Below are 19,474 nucleotides of genomic sequence, written 5' to 3'. Positions count from 1 at the left end.
AATTTGCGTAACACTGCCTGCTGTAATGTGTTTTAAAATAATGCTCATGCCACACCCCCAAATGATTTAGCCGCTAATGCTGATAGCTCGCTCGCACTCATTAGTCGCTTAGCTGCATACGCAGGGCAAACCGTGCGCCATGCGGTTGTTTTTTGTGCGCCTTGCTGAATTTTGGGCGCAACTTGGTCTTTGATAGTGTTCATAATTGGCCTCGTTATTTGTATGTTTGGGTTATGTCAGCGGGTCGCTGTAATGGGGGCTGTGTGGCTTGCTCTAATATTTGGGCAAACATAGATTCAGACTGTTGCAGCATTTGCTGCGCTTTTAACGCCAACTCTGCCGCACTAACCATTGATAGCCCACGGCCATCAACAGGGCTAAAATCTAGTGGTGCTAACAGCGCTATAAACGGCTCAATTGATTGAGTTGCCCAACAAAATGCAGGCAAATATTCCGCTGGAATTTTGGTTGGTGCACTGGCACTAAACCATTTATTAAACATATCTTTGGTGATCATCTTTTCGCCGCCTAACGCCTCGTTCATACGGTCAATAATCATAGGACGAGATCTAAGGCCATTGTCTTCGGCACGCTTTAACGCCGCTAATAGTGCAAATGTCAGATCACACTTGGGTGCATCGTCACTTTTTAACATACTGGTCTCCGCAAGGGATTGCTTGGTTAACATGTACTGCCACCTTTTATATTTATTTGTTCCTGTTTTGGGCTGGCAAAACTGCTGGCAAAAATTGCCAGTAGATTTGCCATGACGTTTGCAACGCTCGGGTTTATGCTGTGTTTAAAAGATAACTTGGGTGGCACATCATAAAATCCTTTAACCGTGCTAATACATAAACAAACGAGAGAACTAGGAATAAACATAATGAACGACCTTAACCAATCTGTAGATACGCTTTTTGATTCAGTTGCCGCTATAAACTCCTTCATTACAGCGTTGGCCACGGTGCTTACTCCAAGTCTTGCTTCTGCCATGGTGCCTACTCTTGATCTTTCGATTGATGAGATGGAGCAAGACCCTCAGGTGAACCAGAGTGCTCTGCTGTTGCTAACGGGTTGGCGCAATCACTTGGCACAACGTTCGCAGCCGCAATTGAGTGTGCGACGTTTGGCAGTATTATCGACTTGCCATTAGCTCTGCGACCAGCAGCCACCAACGTAGCAACAAGCCGTGCGGCGGTTGTTTGTTTATTGGGTAATACATTCATGATGAGGCTCCTATGCAACAGCAAATAATTGACGAAGTTCAACAACGCATTTCTCGCGTTGTTCGCCCTTTATAACTTTCGGTTGTGAGGGTGATGAATAAATGTCAGGAAATACACTTTTTAATGGTTGTCCTAGGAGTTTTGCAATTGCTTTAGCGATACGCTCTGAACGAGTATTGCCGTTGACCACATTCGAAACTGCCGATGGAGCAACTTTTAGAGCTTCAGCAATCATAGATAGAGAGTAGCCCTTATTTGAAATAGCTTGTTTAATTTCGTTTGGTTTCATAGTACATTACCTCTGTTGGTTTACCCTTAACTTAAGTTTTGGCGAACGGTAGCTTAAGGGTTTAGTTAATGTTCAATGTAACTATGGGACAAATTTGTCACATAATCAATAGGTGAATGACAAATATATGTCCCATTTTTTAACTGAAAGAAACCGTCTAGGCTATACACAAGAGTTCATAGCCGAAAGACTCGAAGTAAATAGAAAAACTGTGGGGCGGTGGGATAATGGAGCGTCTATACCCAGTGACAAACTTGCGATCTGCTTAGAATTAGGCTTTGACATCACATTTGTTTTAACAGGCAGGCGGTCATCTCTTGAAGTTGCTAACAGCGCTGAATTAACAGCAGAGTCAGCTATCGAGGCTGCTGTATATGCTACTGAAGAAGCAATATTGTCCGTATACCAAGTAAAGAGAGTTCAAAAACAATTGGGCGTTAATGGCGAGTTTGATGCAGTAAAAAACCTCACGCTAATCAAAAAAGCGGCTGAGGTATTGGCTCGGGCAGAGCTAACGGGGGATTTCTCTCAAGATACACTCAAGAAAGTTTTTGAAATGGCTGGTGAGGCTTAGCGCTTCACATTTAATTCCTTGAAGTACTTATCTCTTTCTTTATGCAGATCTAAATAACCAAGCGCTTCTAAGCGTTGTAATAGCCTTCTTCTCTCGATTCTGAATTGAAGGTCATATGTTTCAATTTGTTCCTCTGTTGCATGCTCAAAGATTTTCTCTAATGTTTCACTTCGAGCCAACATTGTACATGCTTCCTGTAATGGTGTTTCTTTACAAGCAGACGAAATACTGTGTACATTACCCGAGTTAACCAATTGAATATTTTGTTGGTAAACCTGAACGTCAACTTTACCTAAATCTTTAAGATTAAATACTAGACTGTACAACCTTGCCACAATACCAATCATCACTATGAAAAAGAGAGTTGATAAATCCATCACTTACACCCATTTTTTATCAGGAATCAATCGAAACAAACGATATGCAGGATAAACTCCTATCGCTAATATCGTAAGTATGTTCACGCCTGCCACTATAAACCCATAGACAGAATCAAGTATATTTGTTTCAAACACGGCCCTATCCGCATAACGTGTCAGCAAAACCGTTGCCATCACCGCAGAAAGGTAACATACGTATCGCGCATACTTTGCCATCACACACTTTTTATATTGATGCCATTTTAATATCGCTGCGACATAAACGAGTTCATAAAACGCAAAAAAGAAGTAATAGAGCGTTAGCTTCGTATCCTTGTCAATGCTAGCTCCGATAATTGCGTCAGAACTAATTCGACCCACAAAGTGAAAAGATAAACTGATTACAGCTACTATCAAAAGGGAATGTTCTACTTGCTCCCTCCAGTCGCTTGTTGGCTTCCCTGCCAACATCTCCTTAGCAGGTTGCTTTGCAAAACAAATTAGTGCTACTAATGCTATCAATTTACTGCCGATCAGAGACCAACCTATTAGTGCAAAGAATGAGTTCATTTTCAGCCTTATGGTTTAGAAACGTACTCTGGTTTTACATATGCTACTCGGGCAGCCATTGCTGGCTCAGCTCCATCTCCACCTCCTGCGGAACCACCGATAACACGTACCAGATCCTTTGTTGTTAATTTTTTTGGTGTTTGTTGCTTTTCTCTCATATTTAACTCCTTAGTTGTTTGGAGCCTCAGAATATCACAGCAGTTATTGAATTATTCTAAAGTAAATGAAAAATACAGATTACAACCAAACAATGTTCATTAACTTAAATATAACATTATATTTAAGCGTTAGTATAGTCTTAAGTTACGCATTAAGGTTAAAGGTACATATTTTTTAACCCAGGTTAAAATACATCCCCGCGCGTGCTCGGCATTCTGTTAACAAACACAACGGAGCCGACAGCTATGCTCACTCAACAACAGCTCGACCATTACAGACAGATTCCTGAAATTGCGGCAGCACTCACAGGCTACAGCGATGCATTTTGCCGCAGTGTGCTCACCATTTTGTATTTAGAGGGCGGCCTGCGCGATGACGGCGGTTTAAATAATGTTGCCACAGACCGTGGCGGCTTAACTAAATTTGGCATTAGCCAGCGCGCATACCCTAAAACCGATATTCCCAATTTACAAATAGGCACGGCCATTCGTTACTACTACCGCGACTATTGGGAGCCAATGCACTGTGACGAGCTAAACAGCGGCGTTGCGCTCATGCTATTCGACGGCGCTGTACAGCACGGCATTAATAGCATGACGCGCATAGTACAGCGCTCCGCAGGCGCTGATGTAGACGGTGTATTTGGCTCACGCACCCTCAAAAAATGCCTCGCTATTTTGCCTAACTTATTTATGTGCGAGCTAATCAGCCGCCGCGCCTATCGTTACGCACGCATATGCCTCGACAACCCAACCCAACAGCCCAACCTGCGCGGCTGGATGAACCGCCTAGGCCACATCACCGAGCGCTGTTATGCAGAGGTGTATCGTGGGTAAAAACTGGGAATGGAGCCTAAACCAAGGCCGCATCAAACGCCTAAAAGCTGAAGTTACGGCCCGCCAAAACGGTCAGCCATTTGATGCCAGCCAAATACCACTGCACAGCCACGACGGCACGATGCAATCAAAATTTGCCCACGGCTGGCACTCGGTAACAGAAACCGACATACGCCGCAAACTGAGTGGTGATAGCACATACATAGATGTGCGCCGCCGTTTAGCACTGCAATTTGGAGAACGTGATGAGTGATTGGCTAGGTATTGGCACCGTAATTGGCAATTTATTGGATGATGTTTTTACGTCAGACGAAGAGCGGCTAAAGCTCAACTTAGAGCTAACCCGCATAGACAACTTAATTGAAAGTGACCGCCTTGCGCTTGAGGCAAAAATTATTGAACTACAGGGCCAAGTGCTTGCCGCACAATCTCAAATTATTACCGCTGAAGCCAAAGGCGAAAGCCTGCTACAACGCATATGGCGACCCATCACTATGCTGACCTTTCTAGTACTCATTGTGCTGGACTCGTTCGGTGTGCTGGCGTTTAGACTCAGCGAACAAGCATGGGAGCTGTTGCAACTCGGTATTGGTGGCTATGTTGTTGGCCGAACAATTGAGAAGACAGCCCCAAGCGTTAAAAGCATGGCTGTTTCAGCAATTCAAAACATAAGGAAACCAAGCGATGGATGAAGCCGACAGAGCACAAAAGCTCATTGACGACTCGATGAGCCGCAAGCTTGCTGAGCATAGTAAACAATTCGCCGGCGCTGATGTGGATTTAGACGAGTGCGAAGAATGCGGCGCTGAGATACCTGAAGCCAGAAAGGCAGCCATTCACAATTGCACAACCTGCGTTGATTGCCAATCGCTGATTGAGCGCAGGCAACGAGTAAACGGAGTTTAACCATGTACGAGTTCTTTCAAAAGTGGCAAACCGTGATTGTGTGGGCGCTCGGTGTGATGGGTGTATTCATCATGGCATTTTTGTATGTACGGTTCCCGTCTCGTAAAGAGTTTAACAGCTACAAAGCAACGGCACAGCAGCAGGTGAGCGACACGCAAACAAACGTACAAAACCAGCTCAGCACACATAAAACCGAGTTACACGAGCAACTAGGTGCATACAAAAGTGAGCTACAGGAACAATTAGCCGAAGTTAAACGCGCGGTGAGTGACGATGTAAGAGATCTTGAACGGCAAATTGAAAAAATGCCCACCAAAGATGATTTACACGAACTGGAACTAAAAATTGAAGGCTTAAACACCAACATTGAATCGGTAAAGCCTGCGTTGAGTAACGTGCAAAAGCTCACTGATTTACTAATGGAAAACGAACTGAGAGAGAAACGCAATGAATGAGACATTCACAACCTTATTAACGTTAACAGGTGCAGGCTTTGGGTTAGGCATTGGAGCTTACTTTGGTGTTTCAGTCGCCAGCGCATTAGACGAGCTGTTCCTTTGCACATTACGCAAAATGCTGAACTTTATTTTGAAATTGAGAGGTAAACGCAATGCCGATTGAATTAGTACAAGCTGAACACCAGCGCATTAGCATATTAATTGCGCTTAAAGAGTCGTCAGATTACGGCGCAAATACAAGCATGTTGCGAGATGTACTTAAACGATTTGGGCTTGGTTGTAGCCTTGACCAACTTAAAACCCTGCTGAATTGGCTGGAACAAAACGGCTACGTAAAAAATGAAAAGCTCAGCGAAAATACATGGGTTGCCCGTATTACTGCCACTGGTATTGATGTTGCTGACGGCTCAAGTACTGTGCCAGGTATTAAACGCCCTGCACCTCGGAGCATGTAGCTATGACCGAGAGTACACGCAGAGGCAAACCCTCTAAGATTGATGCATTGCCTGAAGACATCAAAAAAATGTTAGATGAAATGCTGCGTAATAACGGCAATTCTCAAGCCGATATTTTAGATGCGATTAATCGGCGTATTCTCGATGCGGGCATGGATGAAGAGGCCACAATCTCGCGCAGTGGCCTCAGTCGCCATGCGCAAAAAACTGAGGCCATAGGTAAACGATTACGAGAACTGCGAGCAACAACGCAAGCGTTAACAGCAGAGCTAGGCGACAAGCCGACTGGCGACACCACAAAAATGATCTTAGAGATGGGTCGTTCACAATTGTTTACCGCCATGCAAAAGCAAATGCTCAACCCAGACGACGATGACGACGTTGACATTGGCATGATTAAAGACGCCATGCTTGCAGCACAGCGACTTGAGTCTACAGCCATGGCAGCACACAAACGTGAAAAAGACATTCGCAAAGCATTTGCTGAAGAAGCGGCAGCTAAAGTTGAAGAAAGTGCCATACAAGCGGGCCTAACCGCTGAAGGTGCTCAGCTCATTAAGAACCAAATATTAGGTATTGCGTAATGGCTGATATTGTTGATAAAAAACAGCGTACGCAAGTAGAAGAGCAAGAAGTTATTGCAGAGATTGCGCTATCTGATTTACAACAAAAATTAGAGCAATGCGACGAGTTTGAGAAAAAATTTGGCCTGCCTATATTCATACCGTTTGATCCTAACGAGCTGCTACTAGGCTATCAAAAGCGCTGGATTGCAGATCAATCACCTCTCAAGATTGCAGAAAAGAGCCGCCGTACAGGTATCACATGGGCTGAAGCGGCAGACGCTGTACTAGAAGCTAGTAAAAGCAAAGGCGCTCAAGGCACCAACCACTTTTATGTTGGCTCAAACAAAGAAATGGCCCGCGAGTTTATTGAAGCGGCGGCCATGTGGGCCAAAGCATTCAACAAAGCAGCAGGAGAGATACAAGAAGAGCTGTTTATTGATGACGGGCAAGATGGCAAAGAGATTTTAACCTTTGTTATTTACTTTGCCAGTGGGTTTAAAATTCAGGCTCTCAGCTCTAATCCTGCAAACTTGCGTGGTATGCAAGGTAACGTAACCGTTGACGAAGCAGCATTCCATGACCGACTAGCGGAAGTATTAAAGGCTGCGCTCGCGCTCACTATGTGGGGCGCTAAAGTGCGTTTGATCAGCACGCATAATGGCGTAGACAACCTATTCAATGAGTTAATTCAAGATAGCCGCGCGGGTAAAAAACGTTTCTCAGTGCATACTATTACCCTAGCTGATGCGTGCAAAGAAGGGCTATACCAACGTATTTGCCAACGGCAAAAGAAGAAATGGACACGAGAAGCCGAGAGCAAGTGGATTGATGACTTGCTCAATGACACGGCCAGTCAAGAAGATGCCCGGGAAGAGTATTTTTGTGAGCCTAAAAAAGGCGGTGGTACTTACATACCCCGTGTGCTGATTGAAGCGGCCATGAAAAAAGGCATTCCTATTATCCGTTATGAAGCGCCAGACGACTTTATTAGTTGGACGGAGCAAGCACAACGCTCAGAAATAGACGCATGGATAAAAGAACATCTCGATCCGCTTCTTGAAAAACTCAACCCAGAATTAAATCACGCGTTTGGTGAGGATTTTGCGCGCCGTGGCGATTTAACCGTATTTGTGCCATTAGAAATTGCGTTTGATTTATATAAGCGTGTGCCGTTCTTAGTCGAGCTAACTAACCTCACTTACGACATGCAGCGCCATGTAATGCTGCACTTAACCATGCGCTTGCCTCGTTTGATAGGCTTGGCATTTGATGCAACAGGTAATGGTGGCTATTTGGCTGAAGCCGCTGCACTGCACTTTGGCACAGAAATGGTTGAGCAAGTGATGCTTAACGACAATTGGTATCGTGAGTGGATGCCAAAGCTTAAAGCCGAGTTTGAAGACCAAAACATAGATATACCCAAGCACCAAGATATTCTCGCTGATATGCAAAAGATCAGTGTTCGCAATGGCACCCCAAAAATTGATAAAGGCTCAGACAAAGGCAGTGATGGCCGCCAGCGTCACGGCGACTTTGCAGTGGGCCTCGCTATGGCTAACCGCGCTAGCTGGATGGAAGGTAGCGCCATTGAGTTTACCGCACTGCCTAGCGCCAACGGCAACTACGATCCTGACGATGACGAATACGAATTAGACGCGCTGGAAGCCAGCGGAGGATGTTATTAATGCAATCGAGTATTGTAGATATTCACGGCCAGCCGTTTGAGCTGGCTATAGACGAGCAACAAACTGACGATAACGCCCGCGTTCAGCAGTTGATGAAGCGGTATTCTGATCACCCAACACAGGGGCTAACACCACAAAAGTTAACGCGGCTCATGCGCCGTGTTGAGCAAGGCGACTTGGCAGCGCTGGCAGACCTTGCCACAGACATGGAAGACAAAGACAGCCATTTGATTGCAGAGCTGGGCAAACGCCGCCGTGCTGTGCGTTCACTCCCTTGGATAATCAAACCACCGCGTAATGCGTCTGAGCAAGAGAAAAAAGATGCAGCACTAACCACCGAAATTTTAGAGGATGCAACATGGTTTAATGATCTGCTGTTCGACTTGACTGACGGTGTTTTAAAATCATTCAGTGCGTGTGAGCTGCAATGGGAGTTCTACGAGAAAACCCATGTAATAAGCGCCGCCAATTTTAGAGAGCAAGGGCTGTTCCAAACCGCGCCCGATAACCGCAACGAACTGCGACTGCGTAGCGATGACCCAAGTGGCGTGGCACTCAACCCATTCGGCTGGGTAACGCATGTTAGCCGCAGTAAATCGGGGTATCTGCATCGAGCAGGGTTAACCAGCAACTTGGCGTGGCCACACTTATTTAAAAACTATTCAATACGCGACCTCGCAGAGTTTTTAGAGATATACGGGCTACCCAGTAAAATTGGTAAATACCCAAGCGGCGCAAGCACCAAAGAAAAAGCCACATTAATGCGGGCTGTTTTATCAATCGGCCACAACGCAGGCGGTATAATACCGCGTGGTATGGAGATTGATTTTAAAGAAGCGGCAAAGGGCCAAGCCGACCCGTTTTTAAACTTTGTTGCGTGGTGTGAAAAAACACAAAGTAAAGCGCTGCTGGGCGGCACACTGACAGGCCAAGCCGATGGCGCAACGTCTACTAACGCACTCGGCCGTGTGCATCAAGATGTAATGGACGACATTATAGAAAGTGATGCAATGGAGCTTGCAGCAACAATCACACGCGATATTGTTTACCCATTGTTTGCGCTCAACGGCAGCTCGTACACAGGCCCGCGACGAGCACCGCGCTTTGAGTTTGATTTAAGCGAAGCGGAAGACATAAAGCTGTATGCCGAAAGTGTGCCCAAGCTCGTTGATGTGGGTATGCCCATACCCGTGCGCTATGTGCAAGATAAGTTGCAAATACCAGCCCCAGAAAATGACGAACCCGTTTTAACGCGCGTGAGTGCGACCCCAGCAGAACCCGCCGCACTCAAAACCGCAGCACTCAAAACAACTGAGCCACAAGCGCCTGACGATGATTTGGGAGTTATAGAACAGCAGCTACGCACGGTTGCGGGGCCGCTAATGGACACGCTTATAGAGCCAGTTAAGCAAGCGGTTTTAAAAGCTAACAGCTTAGAGCAGTTGCGCGATTCAATTATTAATCTGGCGGGCGAACTAGACACCAGCGAGCTAGGCGCTCAAATGCAACTCGCCATAGCGGCCAGTACGCTATTGGGCCGCATGGAGGTAAACGATGGCCGTTGAATATGGCGCGCTACCATTTAAAGAGGCTATCCAATTTTTTAGGGATAAACTCAGCCTACCCAGCGAGAGTTGGGATGAAATATGGCAAGAGGCCCACGACCACGCATTTATTGTGGCTGGTGCCATCGAGGACGATTTGCTAGAGAGCCTGCGCGATACAGTAGACAAAGCCATTATTGATGGCATTAGCTTAAAAGAGTTTCAAGCCCAGTTTATTGAGATAGTTAAACGCGCTGGCTGGGATTACAACGGCACACAGAGCTGGCGCAGCCATGTGATTTACGAGACTAATTTGCGTCAGTCGTACAACGCGGGCCGCTGGCAGCAATTGCAAGCTGTAAAAGAGACTCGGCCGTATTGGATGTATCGACACGGCGACAGCGAGAACCCACGCAAATTACATTTAAGCTGGCACACGCTAGTGCTACCAGCAGACGACCCTTGGTGGCGCGAACACTACCCCAGCAATGGCTGGGGCTGCAAATGCAGAGTGTTTGCAGTAAACGACAGAGATTTGCAGCGCCTTGGCTTGCCCGTAGGTACTGCGCCTAACGATGGCACATACGACTGGGTAAACAAGAAGACAGGTGAAGTACATACGGTGCCATTAGGTATCGACCCTGGCTTTGACTATGCACCAGGTGCAATCAAACCTAGTGAACGGCTAGCACAAATACGGAGCGAGCAATGAGCGGCGTTAAACTCAATATTAATTTTGACAGCAAACAGATAGCCCGCTCACTCAACCAAATTGTTGATAGCGTGCAAGACCGCACCGCGCTACACCGCGACATAGGCGAATACATGCAGCTATCCACCGCTGAGCGTTTTGCCAAAGAGCAAGCGCCTGATGGCACACCATGGGAGCCACTGAAAGAGTCAACGAAAAAGCGTAAGACAAAAAACCGTAATAGCATTTTGCGCGAGAATGATTTTTTACGTGACACCCTCGCGTACGACGCTGACAGTGATGCCATGGAGTTTGGTTCTAATCGAGTACAGGCCGCACTCATGCAATGGGGTGGTACAGATGACATGGCACCAGGGCCAGCCGCAGTAGAAGCCCGTGAGTTTGTAGGCGTCAGTAACGATGATGTTGACGAAATAATGATACGTGCAGACGATTTTGCAATGTCCGCTGTACGCCACTAGAGCGTACTCAGCACGTTTATAGCTGCGATGGTGTGACTCAAGCAGAGATAATGGCGTTAAACCCGTTTCGGAACGTTTCTAACGAATGTATTTTGCGCTATTTGTCGAGGTTAAATACTTTTTTCAATGCTGTAGCAACAATACCCACTTTCTCATTTTGATCTTCTCTTCTTGATACTTCATATCTGCTAAACTTATCCTTGTACTCAAAATCGTGCAAATTTGCATGTACTATTTCACGAACAGGTATACTGATTAAGAACTTGTGTAGGTTCACTGGTTCATCATCGACTTCTAATTCATCTTCTAATCCGTCCTCTGACTCAACCTCTAGTGCTTCTATAAATTCATCCTCTAACTCATCCCATACAGGCTCGTAGTTTGTGACAATCTCTAGACGGTTCTCCTCCTTACTCCTGTAACCACTGCGCAATGGGAGTACCATAATATCGTTTAAGTGCGTGCCACCTGTAAAGGCATAACCTATATATACTTTGCCATTAGATAGTGTAAAAGCGATGGGAAGACCAAAATCCCAACTCTGATAAAAAATAGACGTAAACTCTGGTGAGTCATCCGTGTGGGCTATTTCTCTAAATGCCAGAGCGCGAACGTATTGACGAGATTCGCCTGTAACAGAAGTAGCACTGAACATAAGTATGAATGGTATTAAAAAAGAAAGGAGCAATGCGAACAGTACAATTTGCGCTAGGTTGATTCCATACAGGGGAAAGTATATTTGAGGGAACACCTTTCGAACAATAGTCATTACACCATTTGTAAAAAAGCCAGCCTGATTATCGAAGCAATTAAGAAAATATAAAATGACAGTTGCTATTATCATTAAAATAGATCCCCATACAGCAGAGTTTAAAAATGTATGATAACCGTCAGATTTGCAGAACTTGGGGTTAGTTAAGTGACAGCGGATGCAAAAAACATAACCTACAATCGTCACTAAAAGCACTAGTAATATAGTGGGCTTTATCATAAATATCCTTTTTCTCCAGTAACCTAAAAGGGAGCCTCAAGCTCCCTTTTAGTTAACTTCTAGAACGAATTAATCAGGCTCGTTCTCTTTGTTCTTCAGCTTTTCTTAGCGACTTAATTTGCTTTTTAACAACGACACTTTCTCGGAATGATTTTTCATCAACGTGAAAAGATCCATCTCGGCGAGAAAGGACATGTATTTCAGCGTTCTTACTCTCATCAATCCCTGGGGCTAGAAACTGCTTAATGGATTGTAAAATTTCACCCATACTCGACCTCCTAAAACCAGCTAAATTTAACTGGGTGGCGCATTTTAACGCCTCTCCATATATAGTCAAGGACACATTTGACCTGCTGTCAACTCCCTCGACTCCTATGTAATATTGTTTCCACATCCAACAATATTACATAGGATAAATACACATATCTATGGGCAATGTCTTACATATAGCAATGTTTTACACACTGTAAGCCCACTAGATTTTTTTAACCCAGGTTAAAATACATTTTTTCCTCTCAAATAGATACTGACACCACGAACTAACACATGGTGTCAGCAATGCATAACCCTACGAGAGACCGCAAGCAACAGACAGGACGAACGCGCCCTATGGACGGGGCATTTTTGGCGGTTTTATCTAACAGACCCAGCGGCCAGATTGGCACCGCTATTTGTCGGCTAAACGATATTGTTGTTGACGAACACGGTGTAAGCCCGCGCGTACAAGTATTGCCAGACGGTTTTTTTAGCGCTGGCGATGGCCGCCCCGCAGATACTGAACACAAAGCATGGCTGATGGACCAAGCTGCGTGGGCCATGCTTAAACAACGGTTAGATACACGCCAAAACGACCTGCACTTTGACTATGAACATCAAACTATTTTTGCTGAGAGCAACGGCAAAGAAGCCCCCGCTGCAGGTTGGATAAAACCCACTGCATTTGAATATGTGCCAGGGCAAGGTGTGTTCGCGCTCAATGTTAAATGGAATACCAAAGCTGCCGCACATCTACGTGACGATGAATACCGCTTTGTTAGCCCAGTATTCGACTATGGCTACGATGGCCGCCCCATCAAATTTAGACACTTTGCATTAACCAACGACCCTGGCTTGGACGGTATGGCCAAGGTGGTTGCTCTCAAAACCGAAACCATCGGAGATAAACCAATGAACGAAGCATTGCAATTGCTCGCTGCACTCGGTGTGGTTGTGCCTGACGGCCAAACACCGACTGATGAGCATTACACAAAAGCCACTGCGACCCTAAAAACGTTGCAAACCAAGGCTGACGAAGCAGACAGCAAAACCAAACAGCTAAACGACGCAAACGAGCAAGTGGCCGCACTCAAAGCCGCTGGCGGCAACAACCAAGTTGATTTAACCACGTGGGTACCGCGCGCTGACTATGACGCATTAGCAACCGAAACCGCGACCCTACGCACTGAAAACAGCACGCTATCTATTGAGCAGCAAATTGAAACAGCCCGTGAAGAGGGCCGAATTTCAAACGCTGAGAGCAACTACTTTACGCGATTAGGCGAGCAGCACGGCGCGGCGGTACTAAAAACACAACTCGATGCGCGCACACCGATTGCGGCATTAAAGAGCCAACAAACCACAACCACGCAAACACCACCGAAAGGCCAAGATAGCGGCGAGCTAGACAGCGCTGATTTGGCCGTGCTCAAAGCGTCGGGCCTCGATGTTGACGCATTCAAAAAACAAAAAGGAGCACAACAATGAGCGCTATAGCAACTCGTGATGGCCGCTTTCGTGGCTACCCATTGGCAGGTGGCACAAAGCTCATCGCAAACAAGCCTGCAATTTTAAGCGGCGGATTATTGGTTTCAGTTGGGGCTGTTGGCGTATGCGCTGGTGTGATGCGCGAAACCGTGGATAACAGCCAAGGTGTTGATAAGACCATTCGAGGCTCGGTTGAAATTGGCGAGCACATGTTCCCGAACAGTGGTGACATTAACGAAACCCATGTGGGGCAACCCGCATTTTTTGTTGATGCAACCAGCAACCTTTCTATTGATTCAGCAACCAATACCCGCTCAACGGCTGGGACTATCACCGAAGTGGATAGCCGAGGCGTTTGGGTCAATCTAGGAGTTTAACATGGACATTACCGCAGACGTCGTTCGTTCAATTTATACAGGCGTGCAAACAGCATTCCAGCAAGGTCGTTCGCTCTATACACCAACATGGTCACAAATTGCTACCGAGGTGTCATCAACGACAGCCACCGAAGATTACGCCTGGATGGGTGAGTTCTCAAAACTACGAGAGTGGATTGGTGACCGCGAAGTGAACAAAATGGAATTGCACACTTACTCACTGAGAAATAAAAAGTTTGAAGCGACTGAAGGCATTTTAAAAGACTACATCGAAGACAACAGACTAGGTGGCGTGTTTAAGAAATTTGAAGACATGGGCTATGCGGCGGCAACACATCCTGACGAGTTAGTTTATGAGTGTTTAGCTAACGGTACTAAGAACCTATGTTATGACGGCCAACCATTTTTTGACCCTGAACACCCTGTGGGTGAAGGTAAAGACCAAAAGCTAGTTTCTAACATCCAAGATGGGTCGGGCGTGCCTTGGTACTTGCTGGATGCAAGACGTCCACTCAAGCCGCTGATTTTTCAAAAACGTCGAGATTATAAACTCACAGCAAAAACAGATGATGGCACGTCAGACCGCGTATTTATGGCCGACGAATATTTGTATGGCGTTGATGCCCGTGTAAATGCGGGTTACGGATTTTGGCAACAGGCATTTATGTCTAAAGCCGAACTTACTGCCGACAACTTCAATGCGGCATTTAAGCAAATGAGGCAACTGAAAAGCCAAAAAGGCCGCCCTTTAGGTTTTAAACCGAGCCTGCTTGTTGTTGGTGCTGAGCACTTAGCCGCAGCCAATCAGCTAATTAAAGCCATGCAAAAAGAAGGTGGCGCGAGCAACACCAATTACAACCAAGTACAAGTCCTAGATTCTGAGTGGTTGGACTAAGCCCAAAAACATGGGGCTTAGCCCCTCTTTTAAAAAGGTAGGAGCATGTTATGGAAACTCGTTTGCCGTCTGTCACGGTACATAATCCGCGTCAGCAACACTATCACCGAGCTGGTTTTAAATTTGAGTCGGGTAAAACCGAATTATCAGCCGAACAACTTACTGAAGATGCGCTGGCGATATTACACGCTGATCCCCACATTCGCGTCACGGAAAATTCGCCAGTTGAGCTTCCTAGCCAAGGGGCCAGTGTGGACACACAAAATGTGGGTGATGATTTGATTCTAGATTGTTCAAGTGCGCCTGAGGGATTGGAGCACATTATCGCGTCAATCCATCTATTGAACGATAAATCAACATTAACCAAAAAACCCAAATGCGATGAACTGACATTCACTGTTGAAGGTGTTGATGGTGAACAGAAACCAACCGCTGAGCAGCGCGATGCGGCGTGGACGTGGTATCAAGAAAACGTAGTTAAGGCGGGTTGATTATGTACTGCACGCGTGATGATTTGATAGCACAGTTTGGTGAGGCTGAATTAGTCAAACTCACGGCTGAACGTGACGAACATGCAATAAACGAACCCCGTTTAACAAATGCCATAGCCAGCGTTAACGAGGTAATTGATGCGCATGTGGCTATGCGCTATCCGCTACCACTGCCCACTGTGCCTGGCATTTTAAAGCGCATTGCTGTCAACATTGTGCGTGCAGACATAGACCAACGCCCAGCAGAGCGTGTGACTGAGGATAAAAAATCAGCCATGCAATTGCTGAAAAGTATCAGCAAAGGTGAATTGAGCCTAGGACTTGAAGCCAGCGAGCCAGAGCCACAAGCATTGGACTTGGCCGAAATGGAATCGGCAGGTTCAGTGTTCAGCCGTAAAAATACAGGCGGTTGGATATGAGTTTATCGGCCTATTTGCGCTCAGTACGCGACACACTCAGCGATACATTTACCGATTTGCGCGAATGTGAGTTACACCCAGGCACAGTAAATAGCGACGAGCTACGCCGCATTGGTGCTGCTACCCCTGCGATGCTTGTCACGCTTGGCTATGTAGAACCCCCTGAATATATTCATGAGGGCTATGACCGTGCAGTTATCCCGATGGTGTACATCATTACGGGTGGCGATGCCGACCAACAAATAGAAGACGCGGTGAATTATGTGGACGGTATCACCGAGCTCATTGAGAGCGATGGTTTTGGTTACGAGCTGGCACATAGCGCCTCAGACGTTGCTGCCAAAAACTTGTTTACCACCGCTACGGGCCGACACGCTACGAGTTTATGGGTTGTGCGCTGGCGTCAATTGGTGCGCTATGTAGAACCCCAAGCACCCGCAGAGCCGCCCCCAACCGATTTATACGTGGGCATTGCGCCAGAGATTGGTGCAGGCCATGAACCTGATTATTTCGAGGTGACGCCATGAGTTTTGAAATAGCAGAGTTGATGCGCCGATTTGCCAATATGCTCATGCTAGGCACCATTGAAGAAGTGGACCACGAAGCGCAAAAAGTGCGGGTAAAAATCGGCGAGCTGGTTACTGGCTGGTTGCCATGGCCCGCAGAGCTGGGGCGCAATTTTATTCGCTGGCGTCCGCTCAAGCCAGGCATTCAATGTTTGATTGCCTGCCCCGCAGGTGAGCCAACGCAGGCCGTGATTATTCAATTGCTATACACAACCGAGTTTCATTCCCCAAGTACCAGTGAGCACATGGACGTGACACTTTTTAACGATGGCACACACATTCAGTACGACAGTGAAAACAGCGTACTCGATGTGAACTGCGCGAAAGATGTGGTGATTAATATTGCGGGTAATCTCACCACGCATGTTGTGGGTGATGTGACGGCGACGGTAGATGGCTCAACCAGTTTGACCAGCGCCGGTGATTTTAACATTGAAGCTGGCGGCAACTTTAATGTGAAAGCCAGCCAAACCAACATCGAAAGCCCAGTGACACAAACAGGTGGTGATATGACGTCTGACGGTATATCAGCCCAAAAACACATACACGGCGACGTTAGTGCAGGTGTTGCAACATCGGGGAAACCACAATGATGAATGCAAACACAGGCCATGTAATTAGTGCCAAAGACCATTTAAAACAAAGTATTCGCGACATTCTCACCACACCGCTGGGTAGCCGTGTAATGCGCCCCGATTACGGTTCTAAATTACCGCGTTTAATCGATGCGCCAAGCAACAATCAAACACTCGTTGAGATATACGCCGCCGTTGCTGGCGCGCTCAGACAATGGGAGCCGCGTTACAAACTCACCCGTGTAAAAGTGGCTAGCCACGGCAAGGGCCAAACGATGATTGATTTAGAAGGTATGTATTTAGTTGATGGCAAACCATTGATGTTAGAAGGGCTGATTGTATGAGTATCACCAATTTTTCAGCGATTGATTTAGACAAATTGCCGCCACCAAACATCATTGAGCCGTTGAGTTTTGAGCAGATTAAAAACGAGATGCTAAGCGAGTACAAAACACGCTATGAACACGCTGAAATTAATCTGGCAAGTGAACCTGCCGTTAAATTGATTGAAGTGTTTGCGTATCGAGAGCTGATGGTGCGCCAGCGCGTCAACGAGGGGGCTGAAGCGGTGCTATTAGCAAAAGCCACCGACGTGGAGCTGGATTATTTGGGTGCGCGATTTGGTGTTGAACGCCAAATGATTGATGCAGGTGACGCTGAGGCTAACCCACCTGTACCACCCACATTTGAAACAAACGAACGTTACCGCGAACGTATTCAATTGGCACTCGAAGGGTTCAGCACCGCAGGCCCTGTAGGCGGTTATGTATTTCATGCACTCAAGGCCAGTCCGCTCGTTAAAGACGTGGCGGTTGATGCCCCACAGTTTACAGTTACACAGCTAACTGAAGAACAACAAACCCAACTACCTACTGGTACTACCGTTTTACACTGTACGTATGACGCGGGGTTGAGCGACCCACAACCAGGTGATGTTGCCATTACCGTGCTATCAACTGAGGGAAGCGGCGCACCAAGTAGTGAGCTAAACGCCGCAGTAATTGCAGCACTCAGTGCCGATGATGTACGCCCACTCACGGACCATGTGCGACTCCGTGCCACTGACATTACTGAATATGCGCTAAGCGCGACGTTACATTTATATCCTGGCCCTGATGCTGAAAGCGTTCGTGCTCAAGCACAAGCAAGCGCCGAGAACTGGGTGAATGAAAACCACAAACTAGGCCGAGATATAACGCTGTCAGGGCTGTATGCCGCACTGCATTTGCCAGGTGTGCAACGTGTTGAATTGCACTCGCCAACAACAGATTTGGTGATGCTCGGTCATCAAGCGGTATATTGCACAAACGTGGCTGTAACCCTTGGGGGTCGCCATGTCTGAGCAATTACTCCCCCGTACAAGTAGCAAAAATGAAAAAGCGCTGGAACAGGCAAGCGCCCGGGTAAACGACGTGCTTGTGCAAATCGGCGATTTATGGTCAGCAGAGCGATGCCCCGAACATTTATTGCCGTGGTTAGCCCATGCGCTCAGCGTCGATGAATGGGACAGCACATGGCCTGAAGCCATCAAGCGCCGTGTAATTGCTGAGAGTATCCCCACACACAGGATTAAAGGCACAGCGGGCGCAGTTAAAAACGCGCTAGCGGCACTCAATGCACACATAGAACTAGAGGAATGGTGGCAACATGGCGGCGTACCGCACACAGCAAAACTGATTGCATTAGTGCGTAATAACTTAAACCAAACTGGCGATTCACTGCTTACACCAGCGCTGCAAGCTCAGCTATGGCGCATTGTTGCGGCGATGAAACCAACGAGAAGCCACATTGATTTTAATGTGGGTGTGCAGATGGACCAGCCCATGTCGATTGCCTCTGCAACAACAAGCTGTAATGTACAGCGCATGGATTTTGCGGGTGGGCCTGATAACTCGCTGCACACCAGCGGCCACGTAATTCTGTCAGCGCACAGCAACATTGCCAATAGTCGAGCCGAGTTAACTGGCGCACCTGATAACTCGCTACACACCAGCGGCCACGTTATTCAGTCCGCACACAGCAACATTGCCAATAGTCGAGCCGAGTTCACTGGCGCACCTGATAATGCGTTGCACACCAGCGGTCATGTTATTCAGTCCGCACACAGCAACATTGCCAATAGCCGAGCCGAGTTAACTGGCGCACCTGATAATGCGTTGCACACCAGTGGTCATGTTGTTCAATCTGCGACGAGCAACATTGCGAATAGTCGAGCCGAATTAACAGGCGCGCCAGACAACACACTGCACACCAGTGGCCATGTTATTCAGTCAGCGCTGAGCGCTGTAGCCAATGCTCACGCACAATTCTCAGGTTCACCAGACAACACATTATCGAACAGCTCACACTGTATTGCTGCGAGCCTAAACACAATTTGTTTTCAACAGAATAGGATGGTATGCCAATGAGCGACTATACACCCATCATCACCCAAGCTGGCATTAATGCCGCCGCGAATGCCAAAGACTCGGGTATTCATATCAACATTTCGCACATTGCTGTAGGCACTGTGGGTTATACCCCCACGCGTGACCAAGCAACATTACGTAACGAACGTGACCGCTCGCAAGTCGTGAGCGTAGCCGATGCAGGCCCTGGCCAAATACATATCACCGCA

At 46.9% G+C, this 19,474-nt stretch carries 34 protein-coding genes; 24 read left to right on the top strand and 10 right to left on the bottom strand.

From position 1 onward, the window contains the following. Window positions 1–44: 44 nt before the first annotated feature. Genes SANK73390_RS16420 through SANK73390_RS16400 form a run of 5 tightly spaced genes read right to left on the bottom strand, consistent with a single transcriptional unit; the run spans window position 45 to window position 1,515 of the window. Complete coding sequence (locus tag SANK73390_RS16420) at window positions 45–203, bottom strand: hypothetical protein (protein WP_462767411.1); 159 nt, start codon at window positions 201–203, stop codon at window positions 45–47. Between the two features lie 11 nt (window positions 204–214). Further along, window positions 215–655, bottom strand: coding sequence for a hypothetical protein (locus tag SANK73390_RS16415; RefSeq protein ID WP_462767410.1), 441 nt, complete (start codon window positions 653–655; stop codon window positions 215–217). A 26-nt stretch (window positions 656–681) separates the two neighbouring features. Then, complete coding sequence (locus SANK73390_RS16410; RefSeq protein WP_462767409.1) at window positions 682–993, bottom strand: hypothetical protein; 312 nt, start codon at window positions 991–993, stop codon at window positions 682–684. Window positions 994–998: 5 nt separating this feature from the next. Continuing rightward, window positions 999–1,226: a hypothetical protein gene (locus SANK73390_RS16405; RefSeq protein ID WP_462767408.1), complete on the bottom strand. Its 228-nt coding sequence runs from the start codon at window positions 1,224–1,226 to the stop codon at window positions 999–1,001. A gap of 10 nt (window positions 1,227–1,236) precedes the next feature. Next, on the bottom strand, window positions 1,237–1,515 hold the full coding sequence (locus SANK73390_RS16400) for a helix-turn-helix domain-containing protein (RefSeq protein ID WP_462767407.1): 279 nt from the start codon (window positions 1,513–1,515) through the stop codon (window positions 1,237–1,239). 127 nt (window positions 1,516–1,642) lie between these two features. Between SANK73390_RS16400 and SANK73390_RS16395 the strand changes: the two genes are divergently transcribed. Then, a complete protein-coding gene (locus SANK73390_RS16395; protein WP_462767404.1) occupies window positions 1,643–2,089 on the top strand; it encodes a helix-turn-helix transcriptional regulator in 447 nt (148 codons plus the stop codon). Here SANK73390_RS16395 and SANK73390_RS16390 read toward each other — a convergent pair. From SANK73390_RS16390 to SANK73390_RS16380, 3 genes are read right to left on the bottom strand one after another with little or no spacing between them, the layout of a single operon-like run. Next, window positions 2,086–2,466, bottom strand: a complete 381-nt coding sequence (locus SANK73390_RS16390) for a hypothetical protein (protein WP_462767402.1) — start codon at window positions 2,464–2,466, stop codon at window positions 2,086–2,088. The genes SANK73390_RS16395 and SANK73390_RS16390 overlap by 4 nt on opposite strands. 3 nt (window positions 2,467–2,469) lie before the next feature. Continuing rightward, window positions 2,470–3,018, bottom strand: coding sequence for a hypothetical protein (locus SANK73390_RS16385; protein WP_462767400.1), 549 nt, complete (start codon window positions 3,016–3,018; stop codon window positions 2,470–2,472). A gap of 8 nt (window positions 3,019–3,026) precedes the next feature. Continuing rightward, the gene (locus SANK73390_RS16380) at window positions 3,027–3,176 is read right to left on the bottom strand and encodes a hypothetical protein (RefSeq protein WP_462767398.1); all 150 of its coding nucleotides are present in this window, start codon (window positions 3,174–3,176) and stop codon (window positions 3,027–3,029) included. Window positions 3,177–3,380: 204 nt separating this feature from the next. Between SANK73390_RS16380 and SANK73390_RS16375 the strand changes: the two genes are divergently transcribed. The 12 genes from SANK73390_RS16375 to SANK73390_RS16320 are packed head-to-tail and all read left to right on the top strand — an operon-like array spanning window position 3,381 to window position 10,800. Then, window positions 3,381–4,013: a glycoside hydrolase family 108 protein gene (locus SANK73390_RS16375; RefSeq protein WP_462767396.1), complete on the top strand. Its 633-nt coding sequence runs from the start codon at window positions 3,381–3,383 to the stop codon at window positions 4,011–4,013. Beyond that, entirely contained in the window at window positions 4,006–4,266 is a 261-nt protein-coding gene (locus SANK73390_RS16370; protein ID WP_462767393.1) for a hypothetical protein, read from the top strand. The genes SANK73390_RS16375 and SANK73390_RS16370 overlap by 8 nt, the downstream gene beginning before the upstream one ends. Further along, the gene (locus SANK73390_RS16365; protein ID WP_462767391.1) at window positions 4,259–4,705 is read left to right on the top strand and encodes a 3TM-type holin; all 447 of its coding nucleotides are present in this window, start codon (window positions 4,259–4,261) and stop codon (window positions 4,703–4,705) included. Before SANK73390_RS16370 ends, SANK73390_RS16365 begins: the two co-directional genes overlap by 8 nt. Beyond that, window positions 4,698–4,919 carry a TraR/DksA C4-type zinc finger protein gene (locus SANK73390_RS16360; RefSeq protein WP_462767389.1) on the top strand — a complete coding sequence of 74 codons (222 nt, stop codon included), beginning with the start codon at window positions 4,698–4,700 and terminating at the stop codon, window positions 4,917–4,919. Before SANK73390_RS16365 ends, SANK73390_RS16360 begins: the two co-directional genes overlap by 8 nt. 2 nt (window positions 4,920–4,921) lie before the next feature. Beyond that, a complete protein-coding gene (locus tag SANK73390_RS16355; protein ID WP_462767387.1) occupies window positions 4,922–5,374 on the top strand; it encodes a DUF2730 family protein in 453 nt (150 codons plus the stop codon). Further along, entirely contained in the window at window positions 5,367–5,540 is a 174-nt protein-coding gene (locus tag SANK73390_RS16350) for a hypothetical protein (RefSeq protein ID WP_462767385.1), read from the top strand. Before SANK73390_RS16355 ends, SANK73390_RS16350 begins: the two co-directional genes overlap by 8 nt. Then, a complete protein-coding gene (locus SANK73390_RS16345) occupies window positions 5,530–5,832 on the top strand; it encodes a VpaChn25_0724 family phage protein (protein ID WP_462767383.1) in 303 nt (100 codons plus the stop codon). The genes SANK73390_RS16350 and SANK73390_RS16345 overlap by 11 nt, the downstream gene beginning before the upstream one ends. Window positions 5,833–5,834: 2 nt before the next feature. Then, window positions 5,835–6,416, top strand: a complete 582-nt coding sequence (locus tag SANK73390_RS16340; protein WP_462767380.1) for a DUF3486 family protein — start codon at window positions 5,835–5,837, stop codon at window positions 6,414–6,416. Further along, on the top strand, window positions 6,416–8,083 hold the full coding sequence (locus SANK73390_RS16335) for a terminase large subunit domain-containing protein (protein ID WP_462767378.1): 1,668 nt from the start codon (window positions 6,416–6,418) through the stop codon (window positions 8,081–8,083). The genes SANK73390_RS16340 and SANK73390_RS16335 overlap by 1 nt, the downstream gene beginning before the upstream one ends. Next, a complete protein-coding gene (locus tag SANK73390_RS16330; protein WP_462767375.1) occupies window positions 8,083–9,648 on the top strand; it encodes a DUF935 domain-containing protein in 1,566 nt (521 codons plus the stop codon). Before SANK73390_RS16335 ends, SANK73390_RS16330 begins: the two co-directional genes overlap by 1 nt. After that, window positions 9,638–10,339 (top strand): phage head morphogenesis protein, encoded by a 702-nt coding sequence (locus tag SANK73390_RS16325; protein ID WP_462767373.1) that lies wholly within the window; start codon window positions 9,638–9,640, stop codon window positions 10,337–10,339. Before SANK73390_RS16330 ends, SANK73390_RS16325 begins: the two co-directional genes overlap by 11 nt. Continuing rightward, window positions 10,336–10,800, top strand: a complete 465-nt coding sequence (locus SANK73390_RS16320; RefSeq protein WP_462767371.1) for a phage virion morphogenesis protein — start codon at window positions 10,336–10,338, stop codon at window positions 10,798–10,800. Before SANK73390_RS16325 ends, SANK73390_RS16320 begins: the two co-directional genes overlap by 4 nt. A 97-nt stretch (window positions 10,801–10,897) precedes the next feature. Here the strand turns inward: SANK73390_RS16320 and SANK73390_RS16315 are convergent, their stop codons facing one another. Then, entirely contained in the window at window positions 10,898–11,644 is a 747-nt protein-coding gene (locus SANK73390_RS16315) for a hypothetical protein (protein ID WP_462767369.1), read from the bottom strand. Window positions 11,645–11,864: 220 nt separating this feature from the next. Beyond that, window positions 11,865–12,059, bottom strand: a complete 195-nt coding sequence (locus SANK73390_RS16310) for a hypothetical protein (RefSeq protein WP_462767367.1) — start codon at window positions 12,057–12,059, stop codon at window positions 11,865–11,867. Window positions 12,060–12,349: 290 nt separating this feature from the next. On the opposite strand from SANK73390_RS16310, the gene SANK73390_RS16305 reads away from it, so the two are divergent. The 11 genes from SANK73390_RS16305 to SANK73390_RS16255 all read left to right on the top strand — a co-directional run. Further along, window positions 12,350–13,534 (top strand): phage protease, encoded by a 1,185-nt coding sequence (locus tag SANK73390_RS16305; RefSeq protein ID WP_462767365.1) that lies wholly within the window; start codon window positions 12,350–12,352, stop codon window positions 13,532–13,534. Beyond that, on the top strand, window positions 13,531–13,911 hold the full coding sequence (locus SANK73390_RS16300) for a hypothetical protein (RefSeq protein WP_462767363.1): 381 nt from the start codon (window positions 13,531–13,533) through the stop codon (window positions 13,909–13,911). The genes SANK73390_RS16305 and SANK73390_RS16300 overlap by 4 nt, the downstream gene beginning before the upstream one ends. 1 nt (window position 13,912) lies before the next feature. After that, window positions 13,913–14,806: a Mu-like prophage major head subunit gpT family protein gene (locus tag SANK73390_RS16295; RefSeq protein ID WP_462767361.1), complete on the top strand. Its 894-nt coding sequence runs from the start codon at window positions 13,913–13,915 to the stop codon at window positions 14,804–14,806. Window positions 14,807–14,856: 50 nt separating this feature from the next. Continuing rightward, window positions 14,857–15,297, top strand: a complete 441-nt coding sequence (locus SANK73390_RS16290; RefSeq protein WP_462767359.1) for an HI1506-related protein — start codon at window positions 14,857–14,859, stop codon at window positions 15,295–15,297. A 2-nt stretch (window positions 15,298–15,299) separates the two neighbouring features. Continuing rightward, window positions 15,300–15,716 carry a gp436 family protein gene (locus SANK73390_RS16285; protein ID WP_462767356.1) on the top strand — a complete coding sequence of 139 codons (417 nt, stop codon included), beginning with the start codon at window positions 15,300–15,302 and terminating at the stop codon, window positions 15,714–15,716. Continuing rightward, window positions 15,713–16,243, top strand: a complete 531-nt coding sequence (locus SANK73390_RS16280; RefSeq protein ID WP_462767354.1) for a hypothetical protein — start codon at window positions 15,713–15,715, stop codon at window positions 16,241–16,243. The genes SANK73390_RS16285 and SANK73390_RS16280 overlap by 4 nt, the downstream gene beginning before the upstream one ends. Further along, window positions 16,240–16,875 (top strand): phage baseplate assembly protein V, encoded by a 636-nt coding sequence (locus SANK73390_RS16275; RefSeq protein ID WP_462767352.1) that lies wholly within the window; start codon window positions 16,240–16,242, stop codon window positions 16,873–16,875. The genes SANK73390_RS16280 and SANK73390_RS16275 overlap by 4 nt, the downstream gene beginning before the upstream one ends. Beyond that, window positions 16,872–17,201: a GPW/gp25 family protein gene (locus SANK73390_RS16270; protein WP_462767350.1), complete on the top strand. Its 330-nt coding sequence runs from the start codon at window positions 16,872–16,874 to the stop codon at window positions 17,199–17,201. The genes SANK73390_RS16275 and SANK73390_RS16270 overlap by 4 nt, the downstream gene beginning before the upstream one ends. Further along, a complete protein-coding gene (locus SANK73390_RS16265) occupies window positions 17,198–18,199 on the top strand; it encodes a baseplate assembly protein (protein ID WP_462767348.1) in 1,002 nt (333 codons plus the stop codon). Before SANK73390_RS16270 ends, SANK73390_RS16265 begins: the two co-directional genes overlap by 4 nt. Continuing rightward, on the top strand, window positions 18,192–19,265 hold the full coding sequence (locus tag SANK73390_RS16260; protein WP_462767346.1) for a phage tail protein I: 1,074 nt from the start codon (window positions 18,192–18,194) through the stop codon (window positions 19,263–19,265). Before SANK73390_RS16265 ends, SANK73390_RS16260 begins: the two co-directional genes overlap by 8 nt. Beyond that, window positions 19,262–19,474, top strand: a 213-nt coding sequence (locus SANK73390_RS16255; RefSeq protein WP_462767344.1) for a phage tail-collar fiber domain-containing protein, incomplete at its 3' end; no start/stop codon positions are given. The genes SANK73390_RS16260 and SANK73390_RS16255, both read left to right, overlap by 4 nt.

This window comes from Pseudoalteromonas sp. SANK 73390, assembly GCF_054966645.1.
This window is presented reverse-complemented; position numbering and strand designations above follow the sequence as displayed.

What these genes read in the sequence shown, in the direction of transcription:
- SANK73390_RS16360 (WP_462767389.1), top strand. Translation starts at nt 4,698, where the DNA reads ATGGATGAAGCCGACAGAGCACAAAAGCTCATTGACGACTCGATGAGC.
- SANK73390_RS16350 (WP_462767385.1), top strand. Translation starts at nt 5,367, where the DNA reads ATGAATGAGACATTCACAACCTTATTAACGTTAACAGGTGCAGGCTTT.
- SANK73390_RS16415 (WP_462767410.1), bottom strand. Translation starts at nt 655, where the DNA reads ATGTTAAAAAGTGACGATGCACCCAAGTGTGATCTGACATTTGCACTA.
- SANK73390_RS16325 (WP_462767373.1), top strand. Translation starts at nt 9,638, where the DNA reads ATGGCCGTTGAATATGGCGCGCTACCATTTAAAGAGGCTATCCAATTT.
- SANK73390_RS16420 (WP_462767411.1), bottom strand. Translation starts at nt 203, where the DNA reads ATGAACACTATCAAAGACCAAGTTGCGCCCAAAATTCAGCAAGGCGCA.
- SANK73390_RS16270 (WP_462767350.1), top strand. Translation starts at nt 16,872, where the DNA reads ATGATGAATGCAAACACAGGCCATGTAATTAGTGCCAAAGACCATTTA.
- SANK73390_RS16335 (WP_462767378.1), top strand. Translation starts at nt 6,416, where the DNA reads ATGGCTGATATTGTTGATAAAAAACAGCGTACGCAAGTAGAAGAGCAA.
- SANK73390_RS16315 (WP_462767369.1), bottom strand. Translation starts at nt 11,644, where the DNA reads ATGATAATAGCAACTGTCATTTTATATTTTCTTAATTGCTTCGATAAT.
- SANK73390_RS16260 (WP_462767346.1), top strand. Translation starts at nt 18,192, where the DNA reads ATGTCTGAGCAATTACTCCCCCGTACAAGTAGCAAAAATGAAAAAGCG.
- SANK73390_RS16280 (WP_462767354.1), top strand. Translation starts at nt 15,713, where the DNA reads ATGAGTTTATCGGCCTATTTGCGCTCAGTACGCGACACACTCAGCGAT.
- SANK73390_RS16400 (WP_462767407.1), bottom strand. Translation starts at nt 1,515, where the DNA reads ATGAAACCAAACGAAATTAAACAAGCTATTTCAAATAAGGGCTACTCT.
- SANK73390_RS16310 (WP_462767367.1), bottom strand. Translation starts at nt 12,059, where the DNA reads ATGGGTGAAATTTTACAATCCATTAAGCAGTTTCTAGCCCCAGGGATT.
- SANK73390_RS16405 (WP_462767408.1), bottom strand. Translation starts at nt 1,226, where the DNA reads ATGAATGTATTACCCAATAAACAAACAACCGCCGCACGGCTTGTTGCT.
- SANK73390_RS16410 (WP_462767409.1), bottom strand. Translation starts at nt 993, where the DNA reads ATGGCAGAAGCAAGACTTGGAGTAAGCACCGTGGCCAACGCTGTAATG.
- SANK73390_RS16285 (WP_462767356.1), top strand. Translation starts at nt 15,300, where the DNA reads ATGTACTGCACGCGTGATGATTTGATAGCACAGTTTGGTGAGGCTGAA.
- SANK73390_RS16305 (WP_462767365.1), top strand. Translation starts at nt 12,350, where the DNA reads ATGCATAACCCTACGAGAGACCGCAAGCAACAGACAGGACGAACGCGC.
- SANK73390_RS16265 (WP_462767348.1), top strand. Translation starts at nt 17,198, where the DNA reads ATGAGTATCACCAATTTTTCAGCGATTGATTTAGACAAATTGCCGCCA.
- SANK73390_RS16345 (WP_462767383.1), top strand. Translation starts at nt 5,530, where the DNA reads ATGCCGATTGAATTAGTACAAGCTGAACACCAGCGCATTAGCATATTA.
- SANK73390_RS16355 (WP_462767387.1), top strand. Translation starts at nt 4,922, where the DNA reads ATGTACGAGTTCTTTCAAAAGTGGCAAACCGTGATTGTGTGGGCGCTC.
- SANK73390_RS16290 (WP_462767359.1), top strand. Translation starts at nt 14,857, where the DNA reads ATGGAAACTCGTTTGCCGTCTGTCACGGTACATAATCCGCGTCAGCAA.
- SANK73390_RS16340 (WP_462767380.1), top strand. Translation starts at nt 5,835, where the DNA reads ATGACCGAGAGTACACGCAGAGGCAAACCCTCTAAGATTGATGCATTG.
- SANK73390_RS16300 (WP_462767363.1), top strand. Translation starts at nt 13,531, where the DNA reads ATGAGCGCTATAGCAACTCGTGATGGCCGCTTTCGTGGCTACCCATTG.
- SANK73390_RS16320 (WP_462767371.1), top strand. Translation starts at nt 10,336, where the DNA reads ATGAGCGGCGTTAAACTCAATATTAATTTTGACAGCAAACAGATAGCC.
- SANK73390_RS16295 (WP_462767361.1), top strand. Translation starts at nt 13,913, where the DNA reads ATGGACATTACCGCAGACGTCGTTCGTTCAATTTATACAGGCGTGCAA.
- SANK73390_RS16380 (WP_462767398.1), bottom strand. Translation starts at nt 3,176, where the DNA reads ATGAGAGAAAAGCAACAAACACCAAAAAAATTAACAACAAAGGATCTG.
- SANK73390_RS16330 (WP_462767375.1), top strand. Translation starts at nt 8,083, where the DNA reads ATGCAATCGAGTATTGTAGATATTCACGGCCAGCCGTTTGAGCTGGCT.
- SANK73390_RS16390 (WP_462767402.1), bottom strand. Translation starts at nt 2,466, where the DNA reads ATGGATTTATCAACTCTCTTTTTCATAGTGATGATTGGTATTGTGGCA.
- SANK73390_RS16365 (WP_462767391.1), top strand. Translation starts at nt 4,259, where the DNA reads ATGAGTGATTGGCTAGGTATTGGCACCGTAATTGGCAATTTATTGGAT.
- SANK73390_RS16385 (WP_462767400.1), bottom strand. Translation starts at nt 3,018, where the DNA reads ATGAACTCATTCTTTGCACTAATAGGTTGGTCTCTGATCGGCAGTAAA.
- SANK73390_RS16395 (WP_462767404.1), top strand. Translation starts at nt 1,643, where the DNA reads ATGTCCCATTTTTTAACTGAAAGAAACCGTCTAGGCTATACACAAGAG.
- SANK73390_RS16275 (WP_462767352.1), top strand. Translation starts at nt 16,240, where the DNA reads ATGAGTTTTGAAATAGCAGAGTTGATGCGCCGATTTGCCAATATGCTC.